We start from the raw sequence: 25,024 nt of genomic DNA, 5'->3' as shown, positions 1-25,024 counted from the left end.
ACTGTGCCACCGCCGCGCCGAGGCCAACCGGTCGGTCCCAGTTCCTCCTTCGACCAAGGCCCGTGTCACACCCCTTCGACCCGGGCTGCGTCGTCGCGATCGTGGGCCTGTGCCCCGGTGATCAGGTGTTCTCGGCCAGAGCGGCCAGGACCGCCGAGGTGTCGTGATAGTAGGGCCGGAATTCGGTGATCAGACCGTCCTGGAAGCTGATCCATTGCAGCAGCGAGGTTTCCAGCACTTGTCCGGTGCGCCGGGCACGCAGCCGGCCTCGGCTGTAGGCGACGACCCGGTCCCCTTCGCTGAGGAAGTGCTGTTCGTCGAACCAGAGGCCGTCCCAGCTGTCTCCCATAGCGGCGAGGAATTCGCGGATGCCGTCATGCCCGTGCCACTGGCCGCCGTAGGGCAGGCTCGAGGCCTGGTACATCACGACATCCGGCGCCAGATACCGAGTCATCTCCTCGAACTCGGCCCCGTCGGTGAGGTAGGCGGCCTCGGCCGCATAGAAGGCCCGCAGGGTGGTCATCGCATCCGTTGTCATGCTCACGATGGTCATCGACGCTCACCGCCCACGCTGGCGAGAATCGGCCGCGGTGTCGCGATGCCCGGCCCTACGCCGACCCGTTCGGCGGATCAAGTTCCTGGTTCTCCCATGGCGTGATCTGTCGAGGTGTCGTGATATTCGCGTGGTTCAAGAAGTCTTGCTCGGCGTCCATTCCCAGGTCGGCGCGCATCAGTGCTCGCAAGGTCCGGTAAGCGATCTGGGCCTCACGCCACGCGGCGATCAACTGGGCTTCGAGCACACCGATGAACCCCAGCGCCGCAACGACTATCGGTACCCACACCGAGACGTGCCCACCCATCGGCAGAACACAACAGCCCGCGGTTCGGGTGCCGGTTCGCCGTCAGTGATCCGGTGAGGTGGCTGAACCCATGAGCATGTCGCGGTGGGTGTCCACCTGCTCGCGCAGCGCCTCGACGAGGGCGGCGACTTCGGGGCGGCGCAGGGTTTCCGGGCGCGCGACGAGCCAATAGGTCAGGCGCACAGAGATTTCCGGCAGCACGCGGGCCAGATCGGTGTGTCGGTCGGCCATGAAGCAGGGGAGCAGGCCCAGCCCGGCGGCCGCCCGGGTCGCCTCCACGTGCACGAAAACATTGGTGGAGGAGATGGATTCGCGCATGGCTGGCGCGAAGGTGGGGGCCAGGTCGAGGTCGTCGACCTGGAGCATGGAGTCGATGAAGTAGACGAGCGGGTGGCGGGACAGGTCTTCTAGAGCCTCCGGGGCGGGGTGGTCGGCGAGATAGCCGTGGGAGGCGTAGAGCCCGAGCGTGTAATCGCCCAGGGCGATGGCGCGGGCACGGCGCAGTTGCGGTTTGCCCACCACCACTTCGATATCGAAGCCCGACCGCTGCAGGGACGCCAGCCGGGTGGCGGTGACGATCTCGACCGACAGCCCGGGATGACGGCGCTGCATCCTCGCGATGGCGGGTGCGGCCACGTAGGCGCTGAACCCGTCGGTGGCCGACATGCGCACCACGCCTTCGAGTTCCGGGGTGTCGGAGGTCAGCGAGCGGACCGCGGATTCGATGGCCTCGGCCGCGGTGAGCGCCTCCCGGCCCAGATCGGTGAGCTCCCATCCGCTCGCACCGCGAATCAGCACCCGGCCGCCGAGTGCCTGCTCCAGCGCCGCGATGCGCCGCGAGATGGTCGTGTGGTTGATGCCCAGTTCCTCGGCCGCCGAGACGTAGCGGCCGGTGCGGCCCACCGCGAGCAGCACCAGCAGATCGTCGGGGCTGAGGCGGGTTGTGGTGGAGGTCACGCTCATTTCTGCATTCTTGCAGATTGCGGCTGCGGATCTGGTCATTGCGGGGGCACCGAATGTGCACGAATACTCCTTGGCATCGAAGTATGTGGGCCGCATCACAGATGAGGGGTGAGGCGGCCCGAGCGTGAAGGAGTTGCGCGATGAGCCTCCCGGATACCGAACCGGATGCCCGCGGCGGCCTGGCCGGATTGCGGCGCGTGGTCGCCGCGTCCATGGCGGGGACCGTGGTCGAGTGGTACGAATTCTTCCTCTACGGCACCGCGGCGACGCTGGTGTTCAACAAGGTGTTCTTCGCGAAGGGCACGAGCGACCTGGACGCCATCTTGGCGGCCTTCATCACCTACGCCGTCGGCTTCGCGGCACGGCCCTTGGGCGGCATCGTCTTCGGGCACTTCGGCGACAAGTACGGGCGCAAGAAGCTGTTGCAGCTGAGCCTGATCCTGGTCGGCGCGGCCACCTTCCTGATGGGCTGTCTGCCGACCTTCGGGCAGGTCGGCTATCTGGCCCCGGTACTGCTGGTGGTGCTGCGGTTCATCCAGGGCTTCGCGGTCGGTGGTGAATGGGGCGGCGCGGTGCTGCTCGTCGCCGAGCACAGTCCGAGCCGCAGCCGCGCGTTCTGGGCGTCGTGGCCGCAGGCGGCGGTGCCGGTGGGCAATATGCTCGCCACCATCGTGCTGCTGGTGCTGACCTCGACACTGTCGGACGCGGCGTTCCTGTCCTGGGGCTGGCGGGTGGCCTTCTGGCTGTCGGCGGTGGTGGTGCTGATCGGCTACTACGTGCGCACCAAGATCACCGACGCGCCGATCTTCGTGGCCGCGCAACAGCTGGCCGAGCAGGAGAAGGCGAACTCCTTCAGTGCGCTCGAGGTGCTGAAGCGGTACCCGCGAGGTGTGTTCACCGCCATGGGACTTCGGTTCGGCGAGAACGTCTTCTATTATCTCGTTGTCACTTTCAGCATCACGTATCTGAAAGTCCATGTGGGAGCGAACACCAAGGTGATCCTGTGGTGGCTGCTCGCGGCGCACACCGTGCACTTCCTGGTCATCCCGCTGGTCGGACGGCTCAGCGATCGCATCGGGCGGCGGCCGGTCTACCTGGTCGGTGCGCTCGCCGCAGCGACCTGGGGTTTCTTCGCCTTCCCGATGATGGACAGCAAGCACAATGCGGTCATCCTGTGCGCCGTCATCATCGGCCTGGTGTTCCACGCGTTCATGTACTCCGCGCAGCCGGCGATCATGGCCGAGATGTTCCCCACCCGCATGCGGTATTCCGGCGTGTCCCTGGGCTATCAGGTGACCTCGCTGGTGGCGGGGTCGCTCGCGCCGATCATCGCGGTGCGGCTGCTGGATTCCTACAAGTCCTCGGTGCCGATCGCCTGGTACCTGGCGGCCTCGGCGGCGGTGACCGTGGTGGCGGTGCTCTTCGCCCGCGAGACCAAGGGCGCCGACCTGGCGGCCATCGACCGGGCCGACGCGGAAAGCCTGGCAGCGCAGCGCAATTCGATGCACGACAGTGCAGAGGTGAAGGTGGCATGACCGAGACGACCGGACCCCTGGGTGAACTGGCGGGACGCAGCGCACTGGTGACGGGCGGGGCGAGCGGGATCGGCGCGGCCTGCGCTCGCGAACTCGCCGCCCGTGGCGCGCAGGTGACCGTCGCAGATATCGACGGCGAGGGCGCGGAAAAGGTGGCCGCCGAATTCGGCGGGCGGACATGGCAGGTGGATCTGTCGGACGTGACCGCGCTGGAGGACGTCCGGCTGGAGACCGACATCCTGGTGAACAATGCCGGAGTCCAGACCGTCAGCCCGATCACCGACTTCCCTCCGGAACGGTTCCGCATGATGCTGCGGCTCATGGTCGAGGCCCCGTTCCTGCTCACCCGCGCGGCCCTGCCGCACATGTACGCCCAGGGGTACGGCCGGATCATCAATCTCTCGTCGGTGCACGGGTTGCGGGCCTCGGCGTTCAAATCGGCCTATGTGACCGCCAAGCACGCGCTGGAGGGGCTGTCGAAGGTGACGGCTCTCGAGGGCGGGCCGCGCGGGGTAACCAGTAATTGCGTGAATCCGGGCTACGTGCGAACCCCGCTGGTGGACAAGCAGATCGCCGATCAGGCCGCGGCGCACGGCATCCCCGAGCAGCAGGTGGTGGAGCGGATCATGCTGACCGACAGCGCGATCAAACGGCTGGTGGAGCCGGAGGAGGTGGCCTCGCTGGTCGGCTGGCTCGCATCGGATGCCGCGCGGATGGTGACCGGGGCCTCCTACACCATGGACGGCGGGTGGAGCGCCCGATGACCGAGATCGCGGAGGTCGTTGCGGTGCCCCAGTGGGTGCCGGACGAGCGCGCTACGGCAGCGGCGCGGATCACCGACTTCGGTCGGTTCGTGGAGCGGCGCTACGGGATTCACGCCGAGAACTACGCGGAGCTGTGGCGCTGGTCGGTGGACGACATCGCCGGATTCTGGCGGGCGGTATGGGAGTACTTCGAGGTCGGCGAGGAGCCCGCCGAGGTGCTGGCTTCCAGTGACATGCCGGGTGCGCGATGGTTCCCCGGCACCCGAGTCAACTACGTCGACCAGATCATCCTGCACGCCCGCACCGACCGGCCCGCGATTGTCGCACTCGGCGAGGACCGCCCGCCGCGGGAACTCTCCTGGGCGGAAATGCTCTCCCGCACCGCGGTTCTGGCTCGTTCACTGCGCGAATTGGGTGTCGGTCGCGGCGACCGGGTGGCGGGCTACCTGCCGAACATTCCCGAAGCCGTGATCGCCTTCCTGGCCACCGCGAGTATCGGCGCCGTCTGGAGCGCCTGCGGACAGGACTATACGGCCGCGGCGGCGCTCGACCGCCTCGGCCAGCTCGAGCCGGTCGTGCTCATCACCGCCGACGGTTACCGCTACGGCGGCAAGGCGCACGACAAGATCGCCGAAATAGCCGCTCTCCGTCACGGTTTGCCATCGTTGCGGGGGACCGTGCTGGTGTCGCGGCTCGGCCGAACGCTGCCCGACGTCCTGGACTGGAACGACGCCACCGAGGATCTGTTCGCGCCGCAACCGCCCGCGCTCGCCACCGAGCCCGTCGATTTCGAGCATCCGCTCTGGGTGCTCTACTCCTCCGGCACCACCGGAAAGCCCAAGGGCATCGTGCACGGACACGGCGGTGTGCTGCTCGAGCATCTGAAAGCCCTTGCCCTGCACTCCGATATCGGGCCGGAGGACACCTTCTTCTGGTACACCAGCCCCAGCTGGATGATGTGGAACTTCCAGGTCTCCGGGCTGCTGACCGGCGCGACCATCGTCTGTTACGACGGCAGTCCGGGCCATCCCGCGCCGGATGCGCTGTGGGCGTTGGCCGCCCGCATCCGCGCCACGGTCCTGGGCACCAGCCCCGGGTACGTACTGGCCTGCGAGAAGGCGGGCGCCCGTCCTGCGCTCGCCCATGATCTGCGGGCGCTGCGGCAGATCGGCGTCACCGGTGCGGCCTTCCCGGCATCCTCGTCGATGTGGTTGCGCGACAATGTCGGTGACATTCCGGTCTCCTCGATCAGCGGTGGCACCGATGTGGTCTCGGCCTTCATGGGCGGCACCCCGACCGTCCCCGTCTGGCCCGGCGAGCTGTCCGCCCCGTATCTGGGGGTGGCCATGGAAGCCTGGGACGAATCCGGTCAACCTGTCCACGATGCGGTGGGCGAGCTGATCGTCACTCAGCCGATGCCCTCCATGCCCGTCGCGTTCTGGAACGACCCCGACGGCGCCCGCTACCGCGACTCCTATTTCGACATGTACCCCGGCGTCTGGCGGCACGGGGACTGGATCACCCGCACACCGCACGGCAGCGTCATCGTGCACGGGCGGTCCGATTCCACCCTGAACCGCAACGGTATTCGCATGGGCAGCGCCGACATCTACGAGGTCGTCGAGGCGCTGCCGGAGATCGCCGAATCCCTGGTGCTGGGCATCGAACAGCCCGACGGCGGCTATTGGATGCCCCTGTTCGTGGTGCTCGCTCCGGGACGCGAGCTCACCGACGAGCTGCGGCAGCGGATCGCCGCCACCATCCGGACCGCACTGTCGCCCCGCCACGTCCCCGACGTGGTCATCGCCGCCCCCGGCATCCCGCACACCCGTACCGGCAAGAAACTCGAAGTCCCGCTCAAACGTCTGCTACAGGGCGCAGACCCCGGTCGCGTCGTCGACCCTGCCGCGGTCGACGACCCCGGCTTGCTGTCCTGGTATCTCGGCCAAGCGCCCGCCTAGCCCGTCACGGACCGCCGGTCGCCGTCGAGTCGTCAGCGCTCACACCGCGAGGGCCGACAGCGAATAGGCCGCTCCCGCAGCGCAGGATGCCTGCCATCCCCACCGCTGGTAGGCCCGGGCGGTCGTCACCGCCCCGAGCGCTGACCCCAGCGAGTAGAACGCCATGTACGCACCGATGACACTGCTCGCCCGGGCCGGGTGGGCGGTCGTCAGCAGATGCTGGCTGCTGACATGCACCGCTTGAACAGCGAAGTCCAGCAGGACGATTCCCGCGACGAGCAGCCACAGCGCGGTACCCGTCTGGGCGATGAGCAGCCAGGACACCGTGAGCAGGGCCAGCGACCAGCCGAGGTCACCTCACCGGCTGTATGAAGTGACGGGGATCGATGAGCTCACCGGGGTGGACGTGCCGATCTCGCCGACCGTGATGGTCACCGTCGCGTCGACGGGGACCGCGGTGCCCGCCGCCGGATTCTGGCCGACCACCTTGCCGACCTTCGCGGGATCGGTGACCTTCGCCGTGGATTGCTGTACGGTTCCGTGCCAGCCGAGGGCTTGCAGCGTGGTGGTCACGGCCGCGGGCGTCAGATTGGTCAGGGCCGGAAGGGTAATGGTGGCGGCGCCGGTCGAGACGTACACCGTCACAGGCGAACCGACCGCCTCCACCGTGCCCGTGGCCGGGTCCAGTGCCACCACAGTCCCTTTTGTACGTTTGTCCTCGCGCTCGGCCTGCTGCACAACGAATCCGTCCTTCTCCAACTGTGCCTTCGCCTGCGCGATCGCGGTGCCGACCACATCCGGCACCGCAATGGTTTTGGGTGGGTATGAAGTGACCGGAGACGTGTACGGCGTTGTGACCGGCGGGATCACGACCTGACTGGTCGGAGTCGGTTCGGTATGGGTAACGGGCGATGTGGTTGTGACCGCCGGTGGGTCGGTAGCCGGCGAAGACCTCGCCTGGTTCGAGCGTGCTGGCCACGGAGTGGATATCGCGCCACGCGCCCGCACCGAAACGTTCAGCGTGTCGGGTGTGGTGGGCGACCCCGCGACGATCGGGCGGGACCGCGGTAACCTGCGCTTCTTGCAAAGTGAACCCGGCATTCCGGTCACGCGAAACGCGGTTGGTGGCGCGCGGGCGGCAATGACCTTGTAGTCTTTCACAATTCGGCCACCGCGCTTGGCTAGTGTCGGGTGAGCCGTGCATCTGTCGATCAACAGAGAAGGGGATTGTCGGACGTGGACGTGGGAGCAGTGGCGGCGGCCGCGCAGTCGGGTCGCAGCAGCGAAGCCATCGTCGCCGACACCGAGAAGCAAGCCATCGATCTGCTGACCAATATCGGTCGCTACTACCAGGCCATGTACAACCTCGGTGACATCCGTTCGCCCGGAGCCGAATTGCGTGCGGCCTGCTCGAAGCTGCTCACGGTCGCGAATTGGCTGGACACCGCCCGTGACGAGCAGCTGACCGATGTGCCGGAGCCCGCCGAGTCGGCCGGGTCGTCGCAGGGACGCTCGCTGCCTCGGGTGGTGGCCGATTTCCTCGCCGAACACCCCGAACAGACCTGGACCCCGGCGGAGGTGATCGCCGCGCTCCAGAGTCGCGGCGTGGAGCTGCCGATCAGCGCGCGCCACCACGTCGCGGTCGCGCTGGGGCGAATGGCGCAGCGCGACAACAGCAATGTCCGCAAACTCGATCGCGGGAAGTACCAGTACGCGGTGGACTCCGCGTAATCCGTCCCTGTCGGTTCGCGCATGATCTACGGGTGAAAGAAAAGCACTTGGTGTACTGCCGGATCGAACGCGCCGGCACGATCCTGCTGATCCGCAGGGCCGCCGGGGTTTTCCTGGCCGGGCGGTGGGAGCTGCCGGGCGGTGGCGTCGAGCCGGGGGAGCGACCCGAACAGGCCGCGGTACGCGAGGTCGCGGAGGAGACGGGCCTGGCCATCGAGGTCCTCGGTGAGCGCTCGGCGCACGAGTGGATGGATGTGGCCGGCCGTCCGCTGCGGATTCACGCGCGCGTCTTCGATGTGCGCGAGAACGGCAGTGGCGCGGTGATTCTCAACCCGGACGAGCACGACGACCATGCCTGGGTCACGCTGGAGCAGGCCGCCGGGCTCGATCTCGCCGAGCACTTCCGCGACGCCGTGGTCGGATGAAGTGATAGGAGATGCCGGACCGGCCGCTGCGACGCGCTAGGAGATGTAGGCGATGAGTTCGTCGACGTAGGCGCGGAAGAGGGTGGCCATGTCAACCCTGTCGGGATCCACCAGCCACTGCAGCTGCAGGCCGTCCATCATGGCGAAGACCTGGCGGGCTATGGCCGCGGGGTCGATGTCCTTGCGGATGCTGTGGTCGTCGATGCCTGCCTGTAGCGCTCCGGCCAGGTAGTCCTGGAGCAGGCGGTAGCGGTTCAATGCCCACTCGTGGGCCGGATGGTCGGCGGTGACCGCCTCGCTGGTGAGCACGGTGAACAGCCGGACCAGCCCGGGCACGTGCATATTGTGCTCGACCAGCTGGGCCAGGCGGACCAGGGCGTCCTTGCCGCGCAGCTGCTGGTCGAACCCGAGGCGGTCGTAGTCGAGGCGGTCGCGGTAGTCGAGGACCGCCGACAGCAGCGCGGCCTTGTTCGGGAAGTAGTGCAGCAGCCCGGGCTGGGACAGGCCGCAGCGGTCGGCGATCTCGGCGATGGAGGCACTGCGATAGCCGTTGTCGGCGAAGGCTTTCAGTGCCTCGTCGATGATCTGCTCGCGGCGGTCGTCGCCCCGTCTGCGGCGTCGGGGGTGGGGCGTCATGAGGTGGGACACTAGTCAAGCGGGTTGATCAGGCAAAACCGGACCATAGTTACGAAATGATAACAGTACCTAGTGACCATTCGGTAAACTGGATTTCCACTGGCACACTCGTGCCAGCCGTACAGGGCAGTACGAGGGAAGGGATTGCCGATGAGTCAGGCCCCGATCATCACGCCGATCACGCTGCGCGGAGCGGCCGGGAAGCTGGCCGCATGGGAGGCCGAGCCGCCCGCCGGGATCGAGCGTCGCGGCACCGCGCTGCTGGTGCCGGGCTTCACCGGCTCCAAGGAGGACTTCGAGGAGATGCTGCCGCTGCTCGCGGCGGCCGGGTACCGGGCGGTCGCCTACGACCAGCGCGGGCAGTGGGAGTCCGAAGGGCCCGACGAGGTTTCGGGGTACACCCTGGCCGATTTCGTCGGCGACCTGCAGGGCGTGGTCGACCAGATCTCGCCGGCCGAGCCCATCCACCTGGTCGGGCATTCCTTCGGCGGCTACGTCTCCCGCGTCGCGGTGATCCAGCGGCCGCAGCGGTTCCGCAGCTTCACCCTGCTGGCGTCGGGCCCGTCCTCGGTCGCCGAGATCAATTTCCCGCCACCGCTGCTGGTCGCGCAGGCGGTGGAAGCCGGTGGGCAGGCGGTCATCTGGGAGCAGATGAACGCGGTCATGGCCCAGGCCGACCAGCAGCCCGCGCCGCAGCGCCGGGAGTTCCTGCGGGAGCGGATCCTGCGCACCAAGAAGGCCAATATCATCGGCATCCTGACCTGCATGGCCGAGCCGCCGGTGAAGGATCCGGCGGTGCTGCGGGATTCGGGTGTGCCGCTGCTGGTCGCCTACGGCGACACCAATGACCTGTGGGCGCCCGAGGTGCACGAGCGGTTCGCGAAGCAGCTGAACGCGAAGACCGCCGTCTATCACGGCTCCGGCCATGTGCCGAACGAGGATGTGCCCGCGCAGGTCAGCGCGGACCTGGTGGCCTTCTGGAAGGAGCAGGAATGACCGACGGCATCGACGACCTCCTCGAGAAGCTGGATCTTCCCGCCAAGATTCGCCTGATCTCGGGCGCGGGCTTCTTCCGCTTCGCGGGCGAACCGGGCATCGGGCTGGCCGAGATGCCGGTCTCCGACGGCCCGTCCGGCGTGCGCGGCGAGCAGTGGGACGAGCGCGACCCCTCGGTCAGCCTGCCCTCGGGCACCGCCCTGGCCGCCACCTGGGATCGCGGCCTGCTCACCGAGATCGGCGCGCTCATCGCCGCCGAGGCCCGCCGCAAGGACGTGTACGCGGTGCTGGGGCCGACCATCAACCTGCACCGATCCCCACTGGGCGGCAGGCATTTCGAATGCTTCTCCGAGGACCCGATGCTGACCGCCGAGATCGCCGACGCCTACGTGCGGGCGGTGCAGGCGCACGGGGTGAGCGCGTGCCCGAAGCACTACGTCGCCAATGACTCCGAGACCGAGCGGTTCACCGCGAATGTGGTCGCGGACGAGCGGACGTTGCGGGAGCTGTACCTGTACCCGTTCGAGCGGTCCGTCGAGGCGGGCGCGTGGATGGTCATGGCCGCCTACAACTCGGTCAACGGCGCCACCATGACCGAGAACGACCTGCTCGACGAACCGTTGAAGGGGGAGTGGGGCTTCGACGGCGTGGTGGTGTCGGACTGGACCGCGGTGCGTTCCACCCTCGGCGCCGCCAAGGGCAACGACCTGGCCATGCCCGGTCCGTGGGAGCTGTGGGGCGCGCCGCTGGAAGCGGCCGTCCGCAAGGGCGAGGTGCCCGAGTCCGCGATCGACGAGAAGGTCCGGCGCATCCTGCGATTCGCCGTCCGGGTCGGCGCGTTGAACGGAACGCCCAAACCCGTTCCGACCTTCAGCGACGAGGCGTCGCAGCGCCTGGTGCGTGAGGCCGCGGCCAAGGCCATGGTGCTCGCCGCCAACGACGGCACCCTGCCGCTCGGTAAGCCCGCGCGGGTGGCGCTGCTCGGATCCGCCGCCGCCGAACCGCGTTTCATGGGCGGCGGCAGTGCGACCGTGATTCCGGCGCACACCACCTCTCCGCTGCAGGGGCTGTCGGAGGTGCTGCCGGTGGTCCACACACCGGGTGTGCACCTGAGCGAGAGCATGATTCCGGTTCCGCTGGACCTGGTCACCGACCCCGAGACCGGCGAGCCGGGGTTGTCGCTGCGGTACCTCGACGGCGACGCCGTGCTGGATACCGAGCATCGGCGGGCGGGCAGCCTCATGCTCTTCGGTGACCCGAATGCCATGCAGGCCAAGGCCATCGAGCTGCGCGGGCGACTGCGGGCCGATATGGCGGGGGAGTGGCGCATCGGGTTCGCCGGTGTGGGCACGCTGACCCTGACGCTGGACGGCGAGCAGGTGCTCGCGGAGACCGTGGTGCCCGCGGGCGCGGATCCGGTCGAGATGCTGCTGAATCCGCCGCAGCGGTTCGTGACCCGCAGCCTCGCCGAGGGGCAGGAGGTCGACGTGCTGGTGCGCATGATGCCGGACAACGGCTTCCCTGCCATGGGCATCACCTGCGCGGTCGGCCGTCCGCGCCGATCCGACGACGAAGAGTTCGCTGCCGCAGTCGAATTGGCGCGGACCTCCGAGGTGGCGGTGGTGGTCGTCGGCACGACCGAGCGGATCGAATCCGAGGGCTTCGACCGCACCACGCTGCGGCTGCCCGGTAGGCAGGACGATCTGGTCGCCGCAGTCGCCGCGGTGAACCCACGCACCATCGTGGTGGTGAACTCCGGTTCGCCGGTGGAGATGCCGTGGCGCGACGACGTCGCGGCCGTGCTGCTCGCCTGGTTCCCCGGGCAGGAATTCGGCGCGGCGCTCGCCGACGTGCTCACCGGCGCCGCCGAACCCGGCGGCCGTCTGCCCACCACCTGGCCCGAAACGATGGCCGACGTGCCCGTGCTCGACACCAAGCCCGCACCCGACAATGCGCTGCCCTACGGCGAGGGCATTCACATCGGCTACCGCGCCTGGCTGAAATCGGGTGTGGCCCCGGCGTATCCGTTCGGCCACGGTCTCGGCTACACCACCTGGGAGTTCGACGAACTCACGGTGTCCGGCCGCACCGCGACCGTCACCGTCCGCAATACCGGTAGCCGCCGGGGGCGTCAGGTCGTGCAGGCGTATCTGTCGCGCGAGCACAGCGACGTCGACCGGCCGGTGCGCTGGCTGGCCGGATTCGCGGTGGTGGAGGCGAACCCGGGTGAATCCGTCACCGCCACCATCGACGTGCCCAAGCGCTCCTTCGAGCACTGGACCGATCAGGGCTGGGCCATCGAACCCGGGACCTTCACCCTGCACGCCGGCACCTCGGTGACCGACCTCCCACTCACCGCCGACATCGGCTGATCGCCTCGACCGCAACGGGTTCCGGCCGCATCACGGCCGGAACCCGCGCTCTTCCCGTGCTCTCGGCAACCCGTGGCTCATTCCGAAGCCGACGCCGTCGGCACCGTCCCCCCATGTACACCGCGCTGGTCACCATGGTGCTGCTCGAGGCCGGAGATGTCGCCCGCGACATGGGGGTGCTCAATATCGCCGATGCGGGTCCCCGAATCGTCGGGCCTTTCGTGGCGTCGGCGGTCGTGAGCTTCGGCGGGTACCCGCCCCTATTCCTGGTCGGTGGCCTGCTTTCGGTGCTGGGGCAGGCCGCGGTCGTGCCGATTCGGGCGGTGCGCTGACATCCAGTGCCCGAGTTTCGGTGGGGCTGTGGAGATTGCTGCTTACATGCCAAGATCAGGTAATATCTGGCCACACTGAAAGGGGCTGCACGGCAACCCTTTTGCACTCTTGATCGACGGCTAGGCGGGCAGGGGGTATCCGGGGGGACAGAAACTCGAGGCTTCAGCGAAGTTGTCGAGGCGCAGGGGCCGCTCGTCGACGCGGTGTGGGTGTTGACGGCGAAATGACAGGGGGTTGGCTGCGCCACCGATCGTGCACGCGATGGATGACGCCGGCGTAGCCGTCCTCCGCGACGTGGTGACCAGAAGATTCCGCAGCATCGTCTGCCGCTCGCATCGAAGGAATCTAGAGTGTCCGAAAAATTCCCGGATCATCCCGCCGCTCTTTCTTCCACTCCCACAGACCTTTCCCTGCTGTTCCGTCCGGCCCCGCCCGGCGCGCCCACCGACATGGTGCGCATGCAGCCGCGCAACGGCTACCTGCTGTGGGCCGACCTGCCACCCGTTCTCGTCCTGGGCAGTTCCGGCGGCTCCGGCGCGACCACCACCGCCCTGGGCATCGCGGGCGCTGCCGCGTACGACTACGGCGAACACTCGCCGATCGTCGTCGACGCCACCACCACCGGCGGTGACCTGGCCGCCCGCGGCTGCGACACCATCGACGCCGCGGGGACCGTCCAGTCCTGGCTGAGCATGACCCACCGCAGCCTGCCGTCCACCGTGATCGACAGTTGCGGCGAAAACAGCTCCGGCGTAGGCGTATTGCCCCGCGGCCCCGAGGCGCTGCCTCGCCGCGAGACCTACTCCTCGGTGCATCGCGACCTGGTCGAAGCCGGCTGCCTGCCCGTCTACGACGGCGGCGCGCCCGTCACCAGCCGCATGGTCGCCCCGCTGCTGTCGGACTCCCGGATCTCGCTGGTGATCACCCTCGCCGCCCGCCCCGACGCCGTGAATCGGCTCAAACCGGCCCTGATCTGGCTCGACGACAACTACAGCCAGTACCACCTGGCCGAAGCGGTCATCGTCGTCACGCGCCAGCACCCGAAGGACGGGCCGCTGGTCACCGAACACGTCCGCAAATACCTCGGCGACGTGGTCCGGGCGGTCGCCGAAATCCCCTATGACGCCCACCTGGGTTCCGGCGGCCCCATCAGCTGGCGCCGCCTGGCGCCACCCACCCGCGCCGCCTACCGTCAACTCGTGAACCTGCTCCGCTAGTACCCGACATTTCGAAATGCCTGTGCGGCTTGATCCGTCGGCGCGACTCTTGCTGGCAGGATTACGCCGTGAACGCATTCGAGGTGGCGATGACCGTTTGATTGCGGTGCAGCCGCTGAGAAGTTCACGGTGTTGGCGTAATTCCCTGTTCGAATGCATCTCACGAGACATGGATTCGAGGGCATATGACGAATGCTCGGCGGTTACAGCAGCAGGTAGATGGTGAGGGAAATGCGCGTTCGGCAGCGCGAACACGATTGCCGGCGGGAGTGCTGACATATGTCGCATTCCTGCTGACGGCCCTCGGTCTGGTACTTATCGGACCGGTAGCCGCGGGTTTCCTGATCGAGGCCAGCGGGGGCGGGGCCACCGGGCCGGGAGCAATCGCGGCGCTGATCGGGATGGCGACCTTCATCGCACTCACGCTCGGGGCCGGATCCTGGATGTTCTGGACGGCCAGGCGCACCCCGGCCCGGGGATCACACTCGGGTACGTGATCGGCGCAGCAGAACGACTGCCCCGACGATGATGACGATGCCGACCGCGAGGAGGACCGAACCGAACACCGCGAGGGACCAGGTCTGGCCGGAGAGCGCGGCAATGGTGCCCGGGAGCGCCAGCCAGATGACCGTGCCGAGGATGGCGGAGAACCATTCCGTGGGGCTGCGGCCGAGTTGCCATCCCATCGTGGCCAGTTCCGATTTGATGGATTCGCCGATCCGGTCGGGATCGCGGTTCCAGTGGTGCGGGGCCTCGCCCTCGCTGTTGGGCCAGTAGTACCGGAAGAACTGTGCGCGGCTGTGCTTTTCATTGAGCCGCAGGGAATAGCTGTAGGGGGTCCGGGTGCGGTCCTTGTCGTAGGGCCGTTCGACCCGCAGGCCGTCGTGGACCGAGCGCACGGTATAGGGGCTGCCGTCGAGCACCATCCGCAGGCGGCTCTCCAGCAACACCTTCGCCGACGGAATCGGAAAACTCACAAGATCATCGTAATCTAACCGAGACCATTTGTGCGGCAATCGAACTGGCGGGCACGAATCCATGGGGGTGCATTTCCGGATGCGATAGCCTCTCGATGCAATGCGGCGAATTGTCAGCCCCGGCCGCCGAAGATGGTGAGGTCGATGGCATCGGCCATGGCCTGGTATCCGGCCGCGTTCGGGTGGAGGTTGTCGGGGCCCGCATAGCGCGGGGCCAGGACGGAGGGGTCGGCCGGGTCGCGGAGGGCCGCGTCGAAGTCGATGACGCTGTCGGCGAGCTGCTGCCCGCGGATCCAGGAATTCAATTGCCGGCGAACGGGATCTGCGGTGGGGAAGGTGAGGATGCCGTCGTTGAGGGCGTTGGCGGCGGGCAGGATGGTGCCGAGGTGGACTCGCAGACCAGCGGCGTGGAGCCGGTCGATGAGCTCGGTGTAGCCGCTGACCAGCTGGTTGTAGTCGGCGCCGATCGGGATGCCCAGGTCGTTGATGCCCTCGAGGATGATGACGTCGGTGACGCCGGGCTGATCGAGCACATCGTGCTGGAGCCGGGCGGTGGCGGCGGAACCGAACTGGGGGATGAATCCGTCTCTGGTGACCCGGTTTCCGGAGATACCGGCATTGACGACGCTGTACGGCAGACCGGCCTGATCGAGCCGCCGCTGGAGGAAGTCGGGGTAGCGCTGGGCACGGTCGACCACCCCTGGGTCCTGCGGGAGGCCCGGGAAGCTCGAGGCGACATAGCCGTCGGTGATCGAATCACCCAGGGCGGCAATGGTGCTCACCGTTCCGGGCGCTCGGACGTCGAGACCTGACAGGAACGGCATCGAGGTGGTGTGCAGCGGCAGACTCGCCCCGGCGGGGTCGCCGGCCGTGTCTCCGGCGAACGGGAGACTGTAGAAACTGGTGGCGTTGGCGTCGAAATGCTCGGTGGGCAGGACGTCCGGACCGGCGACGTGGACGCTCACGGCCAGGGACTCGAAAGCGCCGAAGGACAGATCGACCGGATCGCTCACGACCTCACCCCACGCCGTGGCCGTCACGCTCGGGCTGCCGTCGAAGGTCACCTCGCGCATGGAGTCCGGCTGCACCGCAGCACCTTCGGACTGCTTGGCGATGGTGACATGAGCGAATTCGACCGGGGTGGGGCGGGTGCGATTGGTGAGGTGGATCCGCACCGTCGCGCCGCCCCGATGCGGGGTCACGATCAGCCGATAGGTCTGATCGGACAGGTGCAGCTGCGGCGCCTCGGACGGATCCACGACGCCGAGCGAATCCGACGGCGCGGCCATCCAACTACCCACCCATTGCCCGCCATCGCCCGCCGCGTCTGCCGATGGCTCGGCCGCGGCCGGAGCGATCCCGTGCACGGCCATAGCCGCCAGCATCGCCACCGCCGCCGCGCCGCCCCTCCCGCCCGGCTTCCTGCTATCGGACGAACGGACCGGGCGGCATTGCGGTGTCATGGTCGCCGACCCTAGCAATGCCTGTAAGGGCTTACAGAGTTTTCGGGAACAGGATCCCTGCTCGATTCCAGAGCCGGTGCGCCCGGGTCGTTCGAAGTCCGCGGTGCGGGCTAGCCGACGTTCTTGGCGAGCAGGAGGTCGAGGACCCGGGTGTACTGGTCGGGGAAGTCCATGGGAACGATTCCGTAGTGGGCGGACTGGGTGGCGTGGGTGGTCAGGTAGTCGGCGAGTTTGGGCATGATCGCTGCCGCGTTGTCCTTGGGCCAGGCATTGTCGGCGAAGCTGGTGAAGTTGATGTACTCGAGGGTGTTGGCGGGGTCCGCGGCGGCCTTGTCGAGACAGGCTTTGACAAAGTCGAATTTGTCGCCGCCGGAGGAGCCGAAGTTCGAGGATCCGGAGTCGAGGCCGGCCAGGCCGTGGTCCTTGTAGTGGTCCTGGAGATGGATCCGGTCGGTGGTGAAGACGCCATTGTCGCCGCCGGGCCATTGCAGGCAGCCCAGGGAATTGGCGAACTGGGCGATGAGGACGATGCGGCCGCGGGCCTCACCCAGCGCGGGGAAGCGATCCTCCAGCCAGAACAGTGAGCGGTAGCCCTTGGTGTCCAGGTAGCCGTTGAAGATCCGCGCGAAATCGGCGCCCACGTCGTTATTGGTGCCGTCCTCCTTCTTGACCCGCATGACGAGGACTTCGCCGGGATTGCCGGCCAGGAAGGCCCGGCACTGGTCGAGCACCGTGTCGAAGGTGATGCCCTGATAGAAGGCGCTGTGGTACACGCCGAAGGAGTCCGCGGTGTGGTCCTGCAGGCCGTTGCAGCGGATGTCCAGGAAACGGATGCCGTGCGCGAATTGGTCCGGGAGCGACCAGTTCTGGGTGTGCGCCCACTCGGTGCCGTTGGCGGCGCTGGTGCAGCAGGAGTCGTGGGTGCCGGGGATGGTGAGGCGCAGCAGGGACGTGGCGTCGGGGAGTGCGGACATCCACGCCTGCGGCGGTGTGCCGACGGTTCGCGCGTGCGGGACCGCCTGCGCCGCAGGACTGGTCAGGCCAGTAACGAGGGCGCCTGCGGCGGCGGCCAGGGTGGTGCGGGCGAAGTCTCGGCGGGTCAAGCTCATAGGGCGGGGAGCCTAACCTGGACAATGGACCAAGATTACCGTTTTGCTCGAATTGAGTGATCAGCCCGGTTCGGTGGTCACAGTGATGGTGGTCCAGCCGCCCACGTGGATGCGGTCGCCCGCCTGGAGTGGCACAGGAGTTTTCGGCGGGATGGGGTGCGGGCTGTCGTTGAGGCAGGTGCCGTTGGTGGAGCCCAGGTCGGTGACGGTGAGTGTCTCGCCGTCGAGGTGCAGGATGGCGTGCGAGCGCGAGACCGCGATATCGGCCGGCGCGACCGAGAGGTCGATATCGGGGTGCACGCCCTGCGAGACGCTGCGCTTGCCGATCAGGATATTGGGCCCCTGCAAGGGGATTCGGCGGTCGGGGTAGTAGTCGGGGAAGTCGACCCGCTCCAGATCGGGCCCCTTCTGTGCCTGCATGCGCGCGTAGTGCGCCCGGTCGGCGGAAATGGTGGCGACCCAGACCGGCGCCGCGGCTGCGTTCTCGACCGCCCCGGATTCGCCGCCGGTCGTCGCCGGCTCCGCGCTCACCGGTGGCGCGGGCGGAGGCGGCGGCAGCGCCGAGTCGTGTCCGCAGTTCTCGCAGAACCGCCCCTCCGAGGGTGCTGCGCAGGACGGGCACACCGCCAGTTGCGGTGTGGCACCACCGAATTGACCGTCCATCGGCACACCACAGAAATCGCAGTAGTCGGTGGCGGTGGTCTCGTGCCCCTCGATGCAGAGCGCCATCACGGCTCCTTGCGGACTCGGGCGGTCTTGGTGGAGCGGACGTCGAGGGCCATCTCGTCGGCGGGATCGATCTTGTTGCGCAGGCGAATGGTTCCGGTCCGCTCGTCCACGACGTCGACGACACTGAGCAGCAGCTTGGCGGTGTTCTCATTGCCCGACTCGCTGGCCAGGTGGTACGCGCGCTGGAGTTTGGCCGTGGCCGTGGCGAAGTCGCCCTGTTTGCGCGCGGTCAGGCCCTCCTGAACGGTCTGGGCCAGCTCGGCCTGTCCGGTGTAGTGCGCGACCCTGCGGCTGATGATTGCCGACTTGTCGGTATCGGTCGTCCAGGACGCCTTGACCAGACCCTGCCCGAGCACGTCGCCCTCGGCGAGCACGCTCACCCGCGCGGCCAGCTTCTCCCGATTCGGCGCGGCCGGTTCGAGTTCCAGCTGGATGTGATAGTCGCGATCCTCGGCTCCCCAGGAGCCCAGCGGATATTCGCCGACCTGCGGCCCCACCTCGGTGCGTCGCGCGGTGAGGTCCTCGATGAACGGCGCGACCTGCTTGAGGAACACGATCTTCGCGCCCACCGGTGTCCACACCCGCATGGTCAGGTCCGGAATCGCCTTCTCCATCGACGATTCCATCGTGGCCGCGAAATCCTGGGCCAGCAGGTCCGCGGTCGCCACGGTGTCGATCGTCCCGTGCAGCGCGGAGGCGATGGGGCGCACCTCGTTGGGCTCCCAGTCCACCCCGACGCCGCGGCAGTCGCAGGTGAAGACACCGATCGACTGGCGGATCTCCTCCGCGAGCCGCTCGGGCGTCTCGTGCTCGTTCTTGCCGTCGGTGAGCAGGATGGCGTGCACCATGGCCCCCGGGTGCTGCTGGGCGATCAGGCGTGACAGTCCCAGCCAGGTGCCGATCGCGGTGCCGCCGTGCGGAACCAGCTTGTCCAGCGCTCGCCGTGCGTTGGCCCGCTCCTGCGGGCTGGCCACCGCCGAGGGCCCGCGATGCGGGAACACCACCTGCGCCTTGTCGGTACCCTCCACGATCGCGAACCGGGTGCCGTCGGGCATGACGTCCAGCGCCGCCAGCGTGGCCCGCCGGGCGCCCGCGAACTTGTCGGCCGCGCCCATGGACCCGGAGGTGTCGATGAGCAGGATCTCGACCCGCGGCGGCGGCGCCACCGACACCACCAGATCGCCGGTGGCCTCGACGGTGACGATGGCGTCGACCGTGCGCACCCCCTCGGCGAGGAATGCGTTCTGGTCGATGGCTACCGAAATGCCTTTGTTCTCAGCGGAAGTCACGGTGTGTCTCCTGATGGTGCGAGGGACGGGACGGGTACGAGGGCGACGGTGATGTTGTCCTTGCCGCCCGCACCGAGCGCGTGCTCCACCAGTGCGCGCGCCGCGGGCAACGGCGCCAGCGAACCGGTGAAGCGGGACAGGGCCGCTGCCTCCGGGAGGTAGTTCCACAACCCGTCGGTGCACACCAGCAGCACCCCGGGCGCATCGGTGTGCAGGGTGCGCACGCAGGTGGGCGACCACCGGTGTTCGCTGTCGGCCCCCAGCCAGCGGGTGAGCACGTGCGCGTGCGGGCCGTCCATGGCGGTGGCCGCGTCCAGCACACCGTTGTCGACCATGGCCTGGGCGAGGGAATCGTCGACGGTGAGCCGGTCGGAGTCGTCGCCGCGCAGCCAATAGGCGCGGCTGTCACCGACATTCGCGACGGTGATGTCCGCGCCACCCTCGGCGTCGAACTGCACGATCGCCGAGACATAGGTGCACGACGGTGCCTTCCCGTCCGGCGAGCCGACCGCCTTGACCGCGTCGGCCGCGGCGGTGAGCCCGGCCATGACGCAGTCCTCGGCGGGCTGGTCCGCGGCGAGGGCGGCCAGGCAGGCGTCCAGCCCCGCCCGGGCCGCGGCCCCCGAGGCGGCCTGCGGATCCTCGGAGGTCGACACCCCGTCACAGACCGTGATGACCGCGGCGGCCGGACGATTCGGCACCGCGCCCTCCAGCACCGCCGCCGCGACCGCGTCCTCGTTGCGCGCGTGCAGCAGGCCGCGATCGGTGATCAGACACGCGGTGCCCAGGTCGAATTCGAAGCGATCCCGTTCGGGCCCGAGCTCACCGCAGGTGGCGCAGTAGCCGTCCGGGTCGAATTCGCTTCCGCCGCAGCCGGTGCAGTCGGGCGGCGGACCGGATTCGACGGTGGCCGTGGTGCCGGTGGGTGCGAGCCGGGCACTGCGAGCCGCCTCGGCCACCGGCACGGTCGAGCCGGAGCCGGGCCGGAATTCCTTGGGCGGCAGCGCGATCACCCGGATGCCGAGTTTGCGGCCGCAGGCCTCGCAGAACCGGTCGGTATCGGCGGCGAAGGTGCCGCAGTGCGGGCAGCGGGCCGTCACAGCAGCGTCCTCGGGCGCACCGCATTGGCCTGCTCCACCAGGGCGATCCGTTCCCACATGTCCTCGGTCTCGTGCGCCAGGTCGCGATAACAGCGTTCCAAACCGGTGCGTACCCCTTGTTGATCGAGCGCCACCCCCAGCAGCGGGGAGTGGTCGGTGGGCACCCTGCCCAGGCGCAGCCAGCGCAGCGCCGCGTCCAGGACTCGCAGACGGGCCTGCGCGGCACGGCGTTTCGAGTCGAGGGTCAGACTATCGATGCGTTTGCCGGCATCGCGAACCAATTGTTCGGTCAGCTCGGCGGGCTCGGCGACGGCCAGCAGCGTCTCGACGGCGGTGACCCCGGCCTCGGTGTGCACCGCCGAGGCGGCGTCGACCTGATCGAGCACCGTGACGGCGCCTGCCCGGTCGCCGGTCGCGCGCCGCAGCCGGGCCGCGCCGAAGGCGGCGCTGGTGAAGGAGCGGTCGGTGCGCCAGACCAGGTCGTAGTAGCGGGCGGCCCGTTCGCGCGTGGTCTCGGGGTCCAGTCCGTCCGCGGCCATGAGCTCGGCGGTGACGGCCAGGGCCAGCTTCGGGGCGGCCTCGCCCGGCAGGGCGCTGTAGAGGGCGTCGAATTCGGCTGCGGCGGCGGGCCAATCGCGCTGCAGCAGGCGGGCGAGGCCCGCGAACCAGGTCAGCCGCCAGTCGCCGGACAGCGTCTCGCCCACCGCGTCCAGCCGGCGCAGCGCGTCGTCCGGATCGCCGAATTCCAGTGCGGCGCGAATCAGCCGGAGCGGGATCTCCACCGACTCCTCGCGGCCGGTCACCACCGACCGCAGGCCCGCGGTGATCTCGCGCTCCAGGTCATCGGGCGTGACCGCGCTGGTGGAGGCCAGCAGTGCCGCACCGCTGTCGCTCGGGTCGACCAGCGGAACCGGCAGCGCCGCAATGAGGGCGCGGGGATCGCCGGGCGACTGGTCACCGACGCCGAACACCCCGCGCGGCGGGCCGAACCGGGTGGACAGTCCCGGCCGGGGCCGCCCGTCCTCGGTGGCCAGCACCTCGCGCAGAATGCCGGTGAGCTGATCGCCCATCTCGGTCATGGAGGTGAAGCGCGCGTCCGGCTCGATATCGGTGGCGCGCACCAGGAATCGGTACAGCGATTCGTGGCGGGCCATGAGCGGTTCGAGCTCGGGACCGGGCAGCGGGCCGAGTTCGTTGTTCACCGGCGGGATCCGCATGATGAGCGCCGCCAGCGTGCGGCCCACCGTGTACACCTCCGACGCGACGGTCGGCCCGGTTTGCGCGATCTCCTTGGCCTGGTAACCCGGGGTGCCGTAGATGGTTTCGTTCTGATCGTGCAGGCCGACGACCGCGCCGAGGTCGATGAGCTTGAGCTGCTCCTCGGTCTGCATGACATTGTCGGGTTTGAAGTCGCAGTAGGCGAGCCCGCGGTCATGGAGGTACTCGAGCGCGGGCAGCATCTCCAGGATGTAAGCGATGGCTCGCGCGGGCGGCAGATACCGCTGATCGGCCGTGCGCTGTTCGCGCAGTAGCTGTTTGAGCGATTTACCGCCCACGTACTCCATCACGATGTACCCGACCGGCTTGCCGTCCGGCCCGGTGTCCTCGGCGAAGTTGTAGATCCGCACGATATTCGGGTGATCGACCTGCGCGAGGAACCGCTTCTCGGCCACGGCCGCCCGCATGGCGTCCGCGTCGCCGGTATTGAGCAGGCCCTTGAGGACCACCGGCCGGTCGTCGACCTTGTGGTCCACCGCGAGGTAGATCCAGCCCAGGCCGCCGTGCGCCAGCGGGCCGAGCACCTCGTACTGGCCGCCTACCACATCCCGGCCGGACAGCTTGGGGGTGAAGGAGAATCGTGTCCCGCAGTGGGCGCAGAAGCCCTCGGCGCGACCGGGCTGACCATTGCGGCTGCGCCCGACCGGCCGATTGCACCTACCGCATTCGCGATGGTTCTCCGGCACCTCCGGATCGACGAGCACGGCCTCGGCTGGATCCCGGCGCGGCACCGACGGCACCTTGACCATGCCCGCGCCCAGCCGGCCGCGGCTGGCCCCGGAGGCTCCCGACCGTCCGGTGCGGACCGAGCGCCCGCTGCGGGAGGACCGGCCGCTGACCGTCGATCCCGTGCTCATCGCCGACGCGTGCCCGGTGTCGCGCGCGGTGGTGGCCAGCGCCGACGGCGACGCGGGCGCGCTGCCGCACACATCGCAGTAGCCGTCGAGAATCGTTCCGGTGCAACCGGGTTCGGCACAGCGGTCGGAGCCGACGGCGCTCGCCGCGCCGGCAGCGCTGGTCCCGGTCGACGTGGCCGACCCGCCCCCGCCGGCCGCGGGCGCCGCGCTCGGGGCGGTGCCGCAGACGGTGCAGTAGCCGTCCTCGATGGTCCCGGTGCAGCCGGGTTCGGTGCAGTTCATGATCGCCTCCCCGATTTCTGGTCGATGAGCTGGCGGTAGTCGGTGATGGCGCGGGTGACCGCGGCCAGATCGCAGGGCCGGCGCGAGAGCAGCCCCGCGACGATGCGGGCGGCTGCGAGCACATCCTGGTCCTCGGCCACCCCCAGCCGGGCGGCCTTGGCCCGGTAGGAACTGAACCGCCCCTTCAGTTCCATCCGCCGATCGAGCAGCCCCTGCGCGAGTTGTTCATTGCGGGTCGCCGCGTCGAGCGCCCCGGTGATGCGTTGCCGCAGCTCCCACAGCGCCGTGGGCACGGACGGATTGGCTTCCAGCGCGGTCAGTTCCGCGCTGTACACGGCACTGTCGTCCGGATGCCGGGGGAGCGGCGCGGCCAGAATGGTGTGCTCCACCTCGGCGCGGGCGCGATCGGCCCGCTGGCAGGTCTTGCGCAGCGCCTCGACCCGGGCCCTGGACCGTTCGATCGCCGCGTCCCAATCCGTCGAGATGGCCCGCAGTTCGGTCAGCACCGTCGCGGCCTCGCGCATGCGCCGGGACAGCTCGCCCAGGCGACGGTCGAGCGCATCGGGTGCCAGCGCCAGGGGATCGGTGGCGACCTGCATGGCGAGGGCGTCGATATCGCTTGTCAGCGACTGCAATTCGGGAATCGACATGCCGGTGCGGCTCAACTCCGCCTGCAGCGGCGCGATATCGGTCATCACCCGGGTGTTCACCGCCTCCACCGCGTCGAGCACCCGCACCACGGTCGGGAAGGCCGCGCGCATGCGGTCCAGCATCTCGGTGATGCCGATCAGTTCGATCTGCTCGCGCGGCCCGCTCAGCGAACGCTGTGACATCGGAATCGTGCTGCGCGACACCTCGACCGGCTGTCCGCGCAGCAGGCGCGTGAGCTCCTCCCGGTCCAGTGCGTCCAGGCGTCGCCGCCCGCGCGCGGTCCGGGCCTGGTCCAGCACGGTGCCCAGCCGCCCGAAGTCCTCCCACATGAGTTCCAGCGCCGCCCGCGCCGGCGCCCAGCGCCGCTCGGTGACACCGGTGGGTGGGAAGCGGCGCAGCAGCACCAGCCCGGGATGCTTGTCCAGTTCCACCAGGGTCGCGGCGATGGTCTCGATTTCGCGTGCCCGCTCGGCGATTTCACGATCTATCTCGGCGACGCTGAGAATGTGCCCAGGATTCTCGTGCATGACCGGCTCAATCGCTGTACTTGGGCGCCGGGGGACCGTTGGACGGCCCGAGCACGCTCAGCCGCTGGTTGTAGATCCGCTGCCAGGTACCGTCGGCGCGCACCCGCTCCAGCACGCCATTGACGAACCGCACGAGATCCGTGTTCTGCTTCTGGACTCCGATGGCGTACACGTCGGTGGCCATGGCGTCGCCGACCACCTCGAGATTCGGGTCCTGGATCTTCAAGCCGTACAGCAGCGGCAGGTCGGTGCTGGCGGCGTCGACCTCGCCCTGCTGCAGCGCGGTCAGGCAGTCCAGCCAGTTCTCGATCCCGATCACGATGGGGCGCTGGGGAAGTGCGAACACCGCGTCCAGCGTCGTCGAGTTGGGGATACCGCACACCTTCTTGCCGCCCAGATCGGCCGCCGAGCGAATGCCCGAGCCCTTGGTCACCAGCACCCGCTGGTCGGTCTCGAAATACACGGCCGAGAACTGGACCTGCTGGCGGCGCGCGCAGGTCGGCGTGAAGTTCTGCACGACCAGGTCGACCTCGTTGTTCGCCAGCGCATCCGCGCGGTGGGCGGAATCGATGGGATGCAGGTCCACCCGGCCCGGGTCGCCGAACAGGTCGCGGGCGATCTCGTGGGCGAGATCGATATCGAAGCCCTCGAGCTCGCCGGTCGACGGATTGCGGTAACCGAACAGGAATTGGTTCTGGTCCACCCCGATCCGGATCTTCCCGCCGGCGACGATGTTCGCCATCGTCGACCGGGCGGGCATGGACCCCGGCTGCGGTTGCGGACTCAGCGGCCGCAGGCTCGCGGTCGGGTTACAGGACTGGTCGGCGCGCTGATTGGGCGCGGTGGCGAGGACGGTCGCACCCACCGGCAGCCGGCTGCCGGACGGCAGCTGGAAGGGCGCGGCATCCGGCGTCGACCCGCACGCGGCGGCCAGCAGCGCCACGGCTGCCACCATCAGCATCCGCATCC

The 25,024-nt window shown here is 68.7% G+C and carries 25 protein-coding genes; 10 read left to right on the top strand and 15 right to left on the bottom strand.

Going from position 1 to position 25,024, the window contains the following annotated elements; genetic code table 11:
• Positions 1–121 precede the first annotated feature (121 nt).
• From AB0L60_RS22370 to AB0L60_RS22360, 3 genes are all read right to left on the bottom strand, one after another.
• On the bottom strand, positions 122–538 hold the full coding sequence (locus tag AB0L60_RS22370) for a nuclear transport factor 2 family protein (protein ID WP_364616986.1): 417 nt from the start codon (positions 536–538) through the stop codon (positions 122–124).
• A gap of 70 nt (positions 539–608) precedes the next feature.
• A complete protein-coding gene (locus AB0L60_RS22365) occupies positions 609–860 on the bottom strand; it encodes a hypothetical protein (protein ID WP_364616984.1) in 252 nt (83 codons plus the stop codon).
• 42 nt (positions 861–902) lie between these two features.
• The gene (locus AB0L60_RS22360; protein WP_364616982.1) at positions 903–1,823 is read right to left on the bottom strand and encodes a LysR family transcriptional regulator; all 921 of its coding nucleotides are present in this window, start codon (positions 1,821–1,823) and stop codon (positions 903–905) included.
• A 140-nt stretch (positions 1,824–1,963) separates the two neighbouring features.
• Between AB0L60_RS22360 and AB0L60_RS22355 the strand changes: the two genes are divergently transcribed.
• Genes AB0L60_RS22355 through AB0L60_RS22345 form a run of 3 tightly spaced genes read left to right on the top strand, consistent with a single transcriptional unit; the run spans position 1,964 to position 6,083 of the window.
• On the top strand, positions 1,964–3,358 hold the full coding sequence (locus AB0L60_RS22355; RefSeq protein WP_364616980.1) for an MFS transporter: 1,395 nt from the start codon (positions 1,964–1,966) through the stop codon (positions 3,356–3,358).
• A gap of 17 nt (positions 3,359–3,375) precedes the next feature.
• On the top strand, positions 3,376–4,122 hold the full coding sequence (locus AB0L60_RS22350; protein ID WP_364617030.1) for a 3-hydroxybutyrate dehydrogenase: 747 nt from the start codon (positions 3,376–3,378) through the stop codon (positions 4,120–4,122).
• Positions 4,119–6,083, top strand: coding sequence for an acetoacetate--CoA ligase (locus AB0L60_RS22345; RefSeq protein WP_364616978.1), 1,965 nt, complete (start codon positions 4,119–4,121; stop codon positions 6,081–6,083). The genes AB0L60_RS22350 and AB0L60_RS22345 overlap by 4 nt, the downstream gene beginning before the upstream one ends.
• Positions 6,084–6,122: 39 nt before the next feature.
• On the opposite strand, the gene AB0L60_RS22340 is transcribed toward AB0L60_RS22345, so the two are convergent.
• Positions 6,123–6,407 (bottom strand): hypothetical protein, encoded by a 285-nt coding sequence (locus AB0L60_RS22340; RefSeq protein WP_364616975.1) that lies wholly within the window; start codon positions 6,405–6,407, stop codon positions 6,123–6,125.
• 33 nt (positions 6,408–6,440) lie between these two features.
• Positions 6,441–7,298, bottom strand: a complete 858-nt coding sequence (locus tag AB0L60_RS22335; RefSeq protein ID WP_364616973.1) for a PASTA domain-containing protein — start codon at positions 7,296–7,298, stop codon at positions 6,441–6,443.
• Between the two features lie 21 nt (positions 7,299–7,319).
• On the opposite strand from AB0L60_RS22335, the gene AB0L60_RS22330 reads away from it, so the two are divergent.
• Positions 7,320–7,814 carry a hypothetical protein gene (locus AB0L60_RS22330; RefSeq protein WP_364616971.1) on the top strand — a complete coding sequence of 165 codons (495 nt, stop codon included), beginning with the start codon at positions 7,320–7,322 and terminating at the stop codon, positions 7,812–7,814.
• 32 nt (positions 7,815–7,846) lie between these two features.
• Positions 7,847–8,239 carry an NUDIX hydrolase gene (locus AB0L60_RS22325; protein WP_364616969.1) on the top strand — a complete coding sequence of 131 codons (393 nt, stop codon included), beginning with the start codon at positions 7,847–7,849 and terminating at the stop codon, positions 8,237–8,239.
• Between the two features lie 36 nt (positions 8,240–8,275).
• On the opposite strand, the gene AB0L60_RS22320 is transcribed toward AB0L60_RS22325, so the two are convergent.
• A complete protein-coding gene (locus AB0L60_RS22320; RefSeq protein WP_364616967.1) occupies positions 8,276–8,875 on the bottom strand; it encodes a TetR/AcrR family transcriptional regulator in 600 nt (199 codons plus the stop codon).
• A gap of 150 nt (positions 8,876–9,025) precedes the next feature.
• Here AB0L60_RS22320 and AB0L60_RS22315 point away from each other — a divergent pair, with 150 nt between their 5' ends.
• From AB0L60_RS22315 to AB0L60_RS22295, 5 genes are all read left to right on the top strand, one after another.
• Positions 9,026–9,871, top strand: coding sequence for an alpha/beta hydrolase (locus AB0L60_RS22315; protein WP_364616965.1), 846 nt, complete (start codon positions 9,026–9,028; stop codon positions 9,869–9,871).
• A complete protein-coding gene (locus tag AB0L60_RS22310; protein ID WP_364616963.1) occupies positions 9,868–12,243 on the top strand; it encodes a glycoside hydrolase family 3 C-terminal domain-containing protein in 2,376 nt (791 codons plus the stop codon). Before AB0L60_RS22315 ends, AB0L60_RS22310 begins: the two co-directional genes overlap by 4 nt.
• Positions 12,244–12,356: 113 nt before the next feature.
• Positions 12,357–12,575: a hypothetical protein gene (locus tag AB0L60_RS22305; RefSeq protein WP_364616961.1), complete on the top strand. Its 219-nt coding sequence runs from the start codon at positions 12,357–12,359 to the stop codon at positions 12,573–12,575.
• Between the two features lie 351 nt (positions 12,576–12,926).
• Complete coding sequence (locus AB0L60_RS22300; protein WP_364616959.1) at positions 12,927–13,793, top strand: hypothetical protein; 867 nt, start codon at positions 12,927–12,929, stop codon at positions 13,791–13,793.
• A gap of 269 nt (positions 13,794–14,062) precedes the next feature.
• Positions 14,063–14,290, top strand: coding sequence for a hypothetical protein (locus AB0L60_RS22295; RefSeq protein WP_364616957.1), 228 nt, complete (start codon positions 14,063–14,065; stop codon positions 14,288–14,290).
• Here AB0L60_RS22295 and AB0L60_RS22290 read toward each other — a convergent pair.
• From AB0L60_RS22290 to AB0L60_RS22250, 9 genes are all read right to left on the bottom strand, one after another.
• On the bottom strand, positions 14,273–14,770 hold the full coding sequence (locus AB0L60_RS22290; RefSeq protein WP_364616955.1) for a hypothetical protein: 498 nt from the start codon (positions 14,768–14,770) through the stop codon (positions 14,273–14,275). The two genes, AB0L60_RS22295 and AB0L60_RS22290, sit on opposite strands and share 18 nt — an antisense overlap.
• Positions 14,771–14,883: 113 nt before the next feature.
• The gene (locus AB0L60_RS22285) at positions 14,884–16,143 is read right to left on the bottom strand and encodes a GDSL-type esterase/lipase family protein (protein WP_364616953.1); all 1,260 of its coding nucleotides are present in this window, start codon (positions 16,141–16,143) and stop codon (positions 14,884–14,886) included.
• Positions 16,144–16,343: 200 nt separating this feature from the next.
• Positions 16,344–17,342, bottom strand: coding sequence for a phosphatidylinositol-specific phospholipase C (locus AB0L60_RS22280; protein ID WP_364616951.1), 999 nt, complete (start codon positions 17,340–17,342; stop codon positions 16,344–16,346).
• A 60-nt stretch (positions 17,343–17,402) separates the two neighbouring features.
• Entirely contained in the window at positions 17,403–18,071 is a 669-nt protein-coding gene (locus AB0L60_RS22275; RefSeq protein WP_364616949.1) for an FHA domain-containing protein, read from the bottom strand.
• Complete coding sequence (locus AB0L60_RS22270) at positions 18,071–19,360, bottom strand: VWA domain-containing protein (protein WP_364616946.1); 1,290 nt, start codon at positions 19,358–19,360, stop codon at positions 18,071–18,073. The genes AB0L60_RS22275 and AB0L60_RS22270 overlap by 1 nt, the downstream gene beginning before the upstream one ends.
• Complete coding sequence (locus AB0L60_RS22265; RefSeq protein WP_364616944.1) at positions 19,357–20,460, bottom strand: protein phosphatase 2C domain-containing protein; 1,104 nt, start codon at positions 20,458–20,460, stop codon at positions 19,357–19,359. Before AB0L60_RS22265 ends, AB0L60_RS22270 begins: the two co-directional genes overlap by 4 nt.
• Entirely contained in the window at positions 20,457–22,877 is a 2,421-nt protein-coding gene (locus AB0L60_RS22260) for a tetratricopeptide repeat protein (RefSeq protein ID WP_364616942.1), read from the bottom strand. Before AB0L60_RS22260 ends, AB0L60_RS22265 begins: the two co-directional genes overlap by 4 nt.
• Positions 22,874–24,055, bottom strand: coding sequence for a hypothetical protein (locus AB0L60_RS22255; protein WP_364616940.1), 1,182 nt, complete (start codon positions 24,053–24,055; stop codon positions 22,874–22,876). The genes AB0L60_RS22260 and AB0L60_RS22255 overlap by 4 nt, the downstream gene beginning before the upstream one ends.
• Positions 24,056–24,062: 7 nt before the next feature.
• The gene (locus tag AB0L60_RS22250; RefSeq protein WP_364617028.1) at positions 24,063–25,022 is read right to left on the bottom strand and encodes a glutamate ABC transporter substrate-binding protein; all 960 of its coding nucleotides are present in this window, start codon (positions 25,020–25,022) and stop codon (positions 24,063–24,065) included.
• Positions 25,023–25,024: the final 2 nt, after the last annotated feature.

The sequence above is a fragment of the Nocardia sp. NPDC051981 genome (genome assembly GCF_040680715.1).
In the GTDB taxonomy this organism is placed as follows: Bacteria; Actinomycetota; Actinomycetes; order Mycobacteriales; family Mycobacteriaceae; genus Nocardia.
The sequence above is the reverse complement of the archived record's forward strand: the minus strand, read 5'-3'. Positions and strand labels throughout refer to the sequence as shown.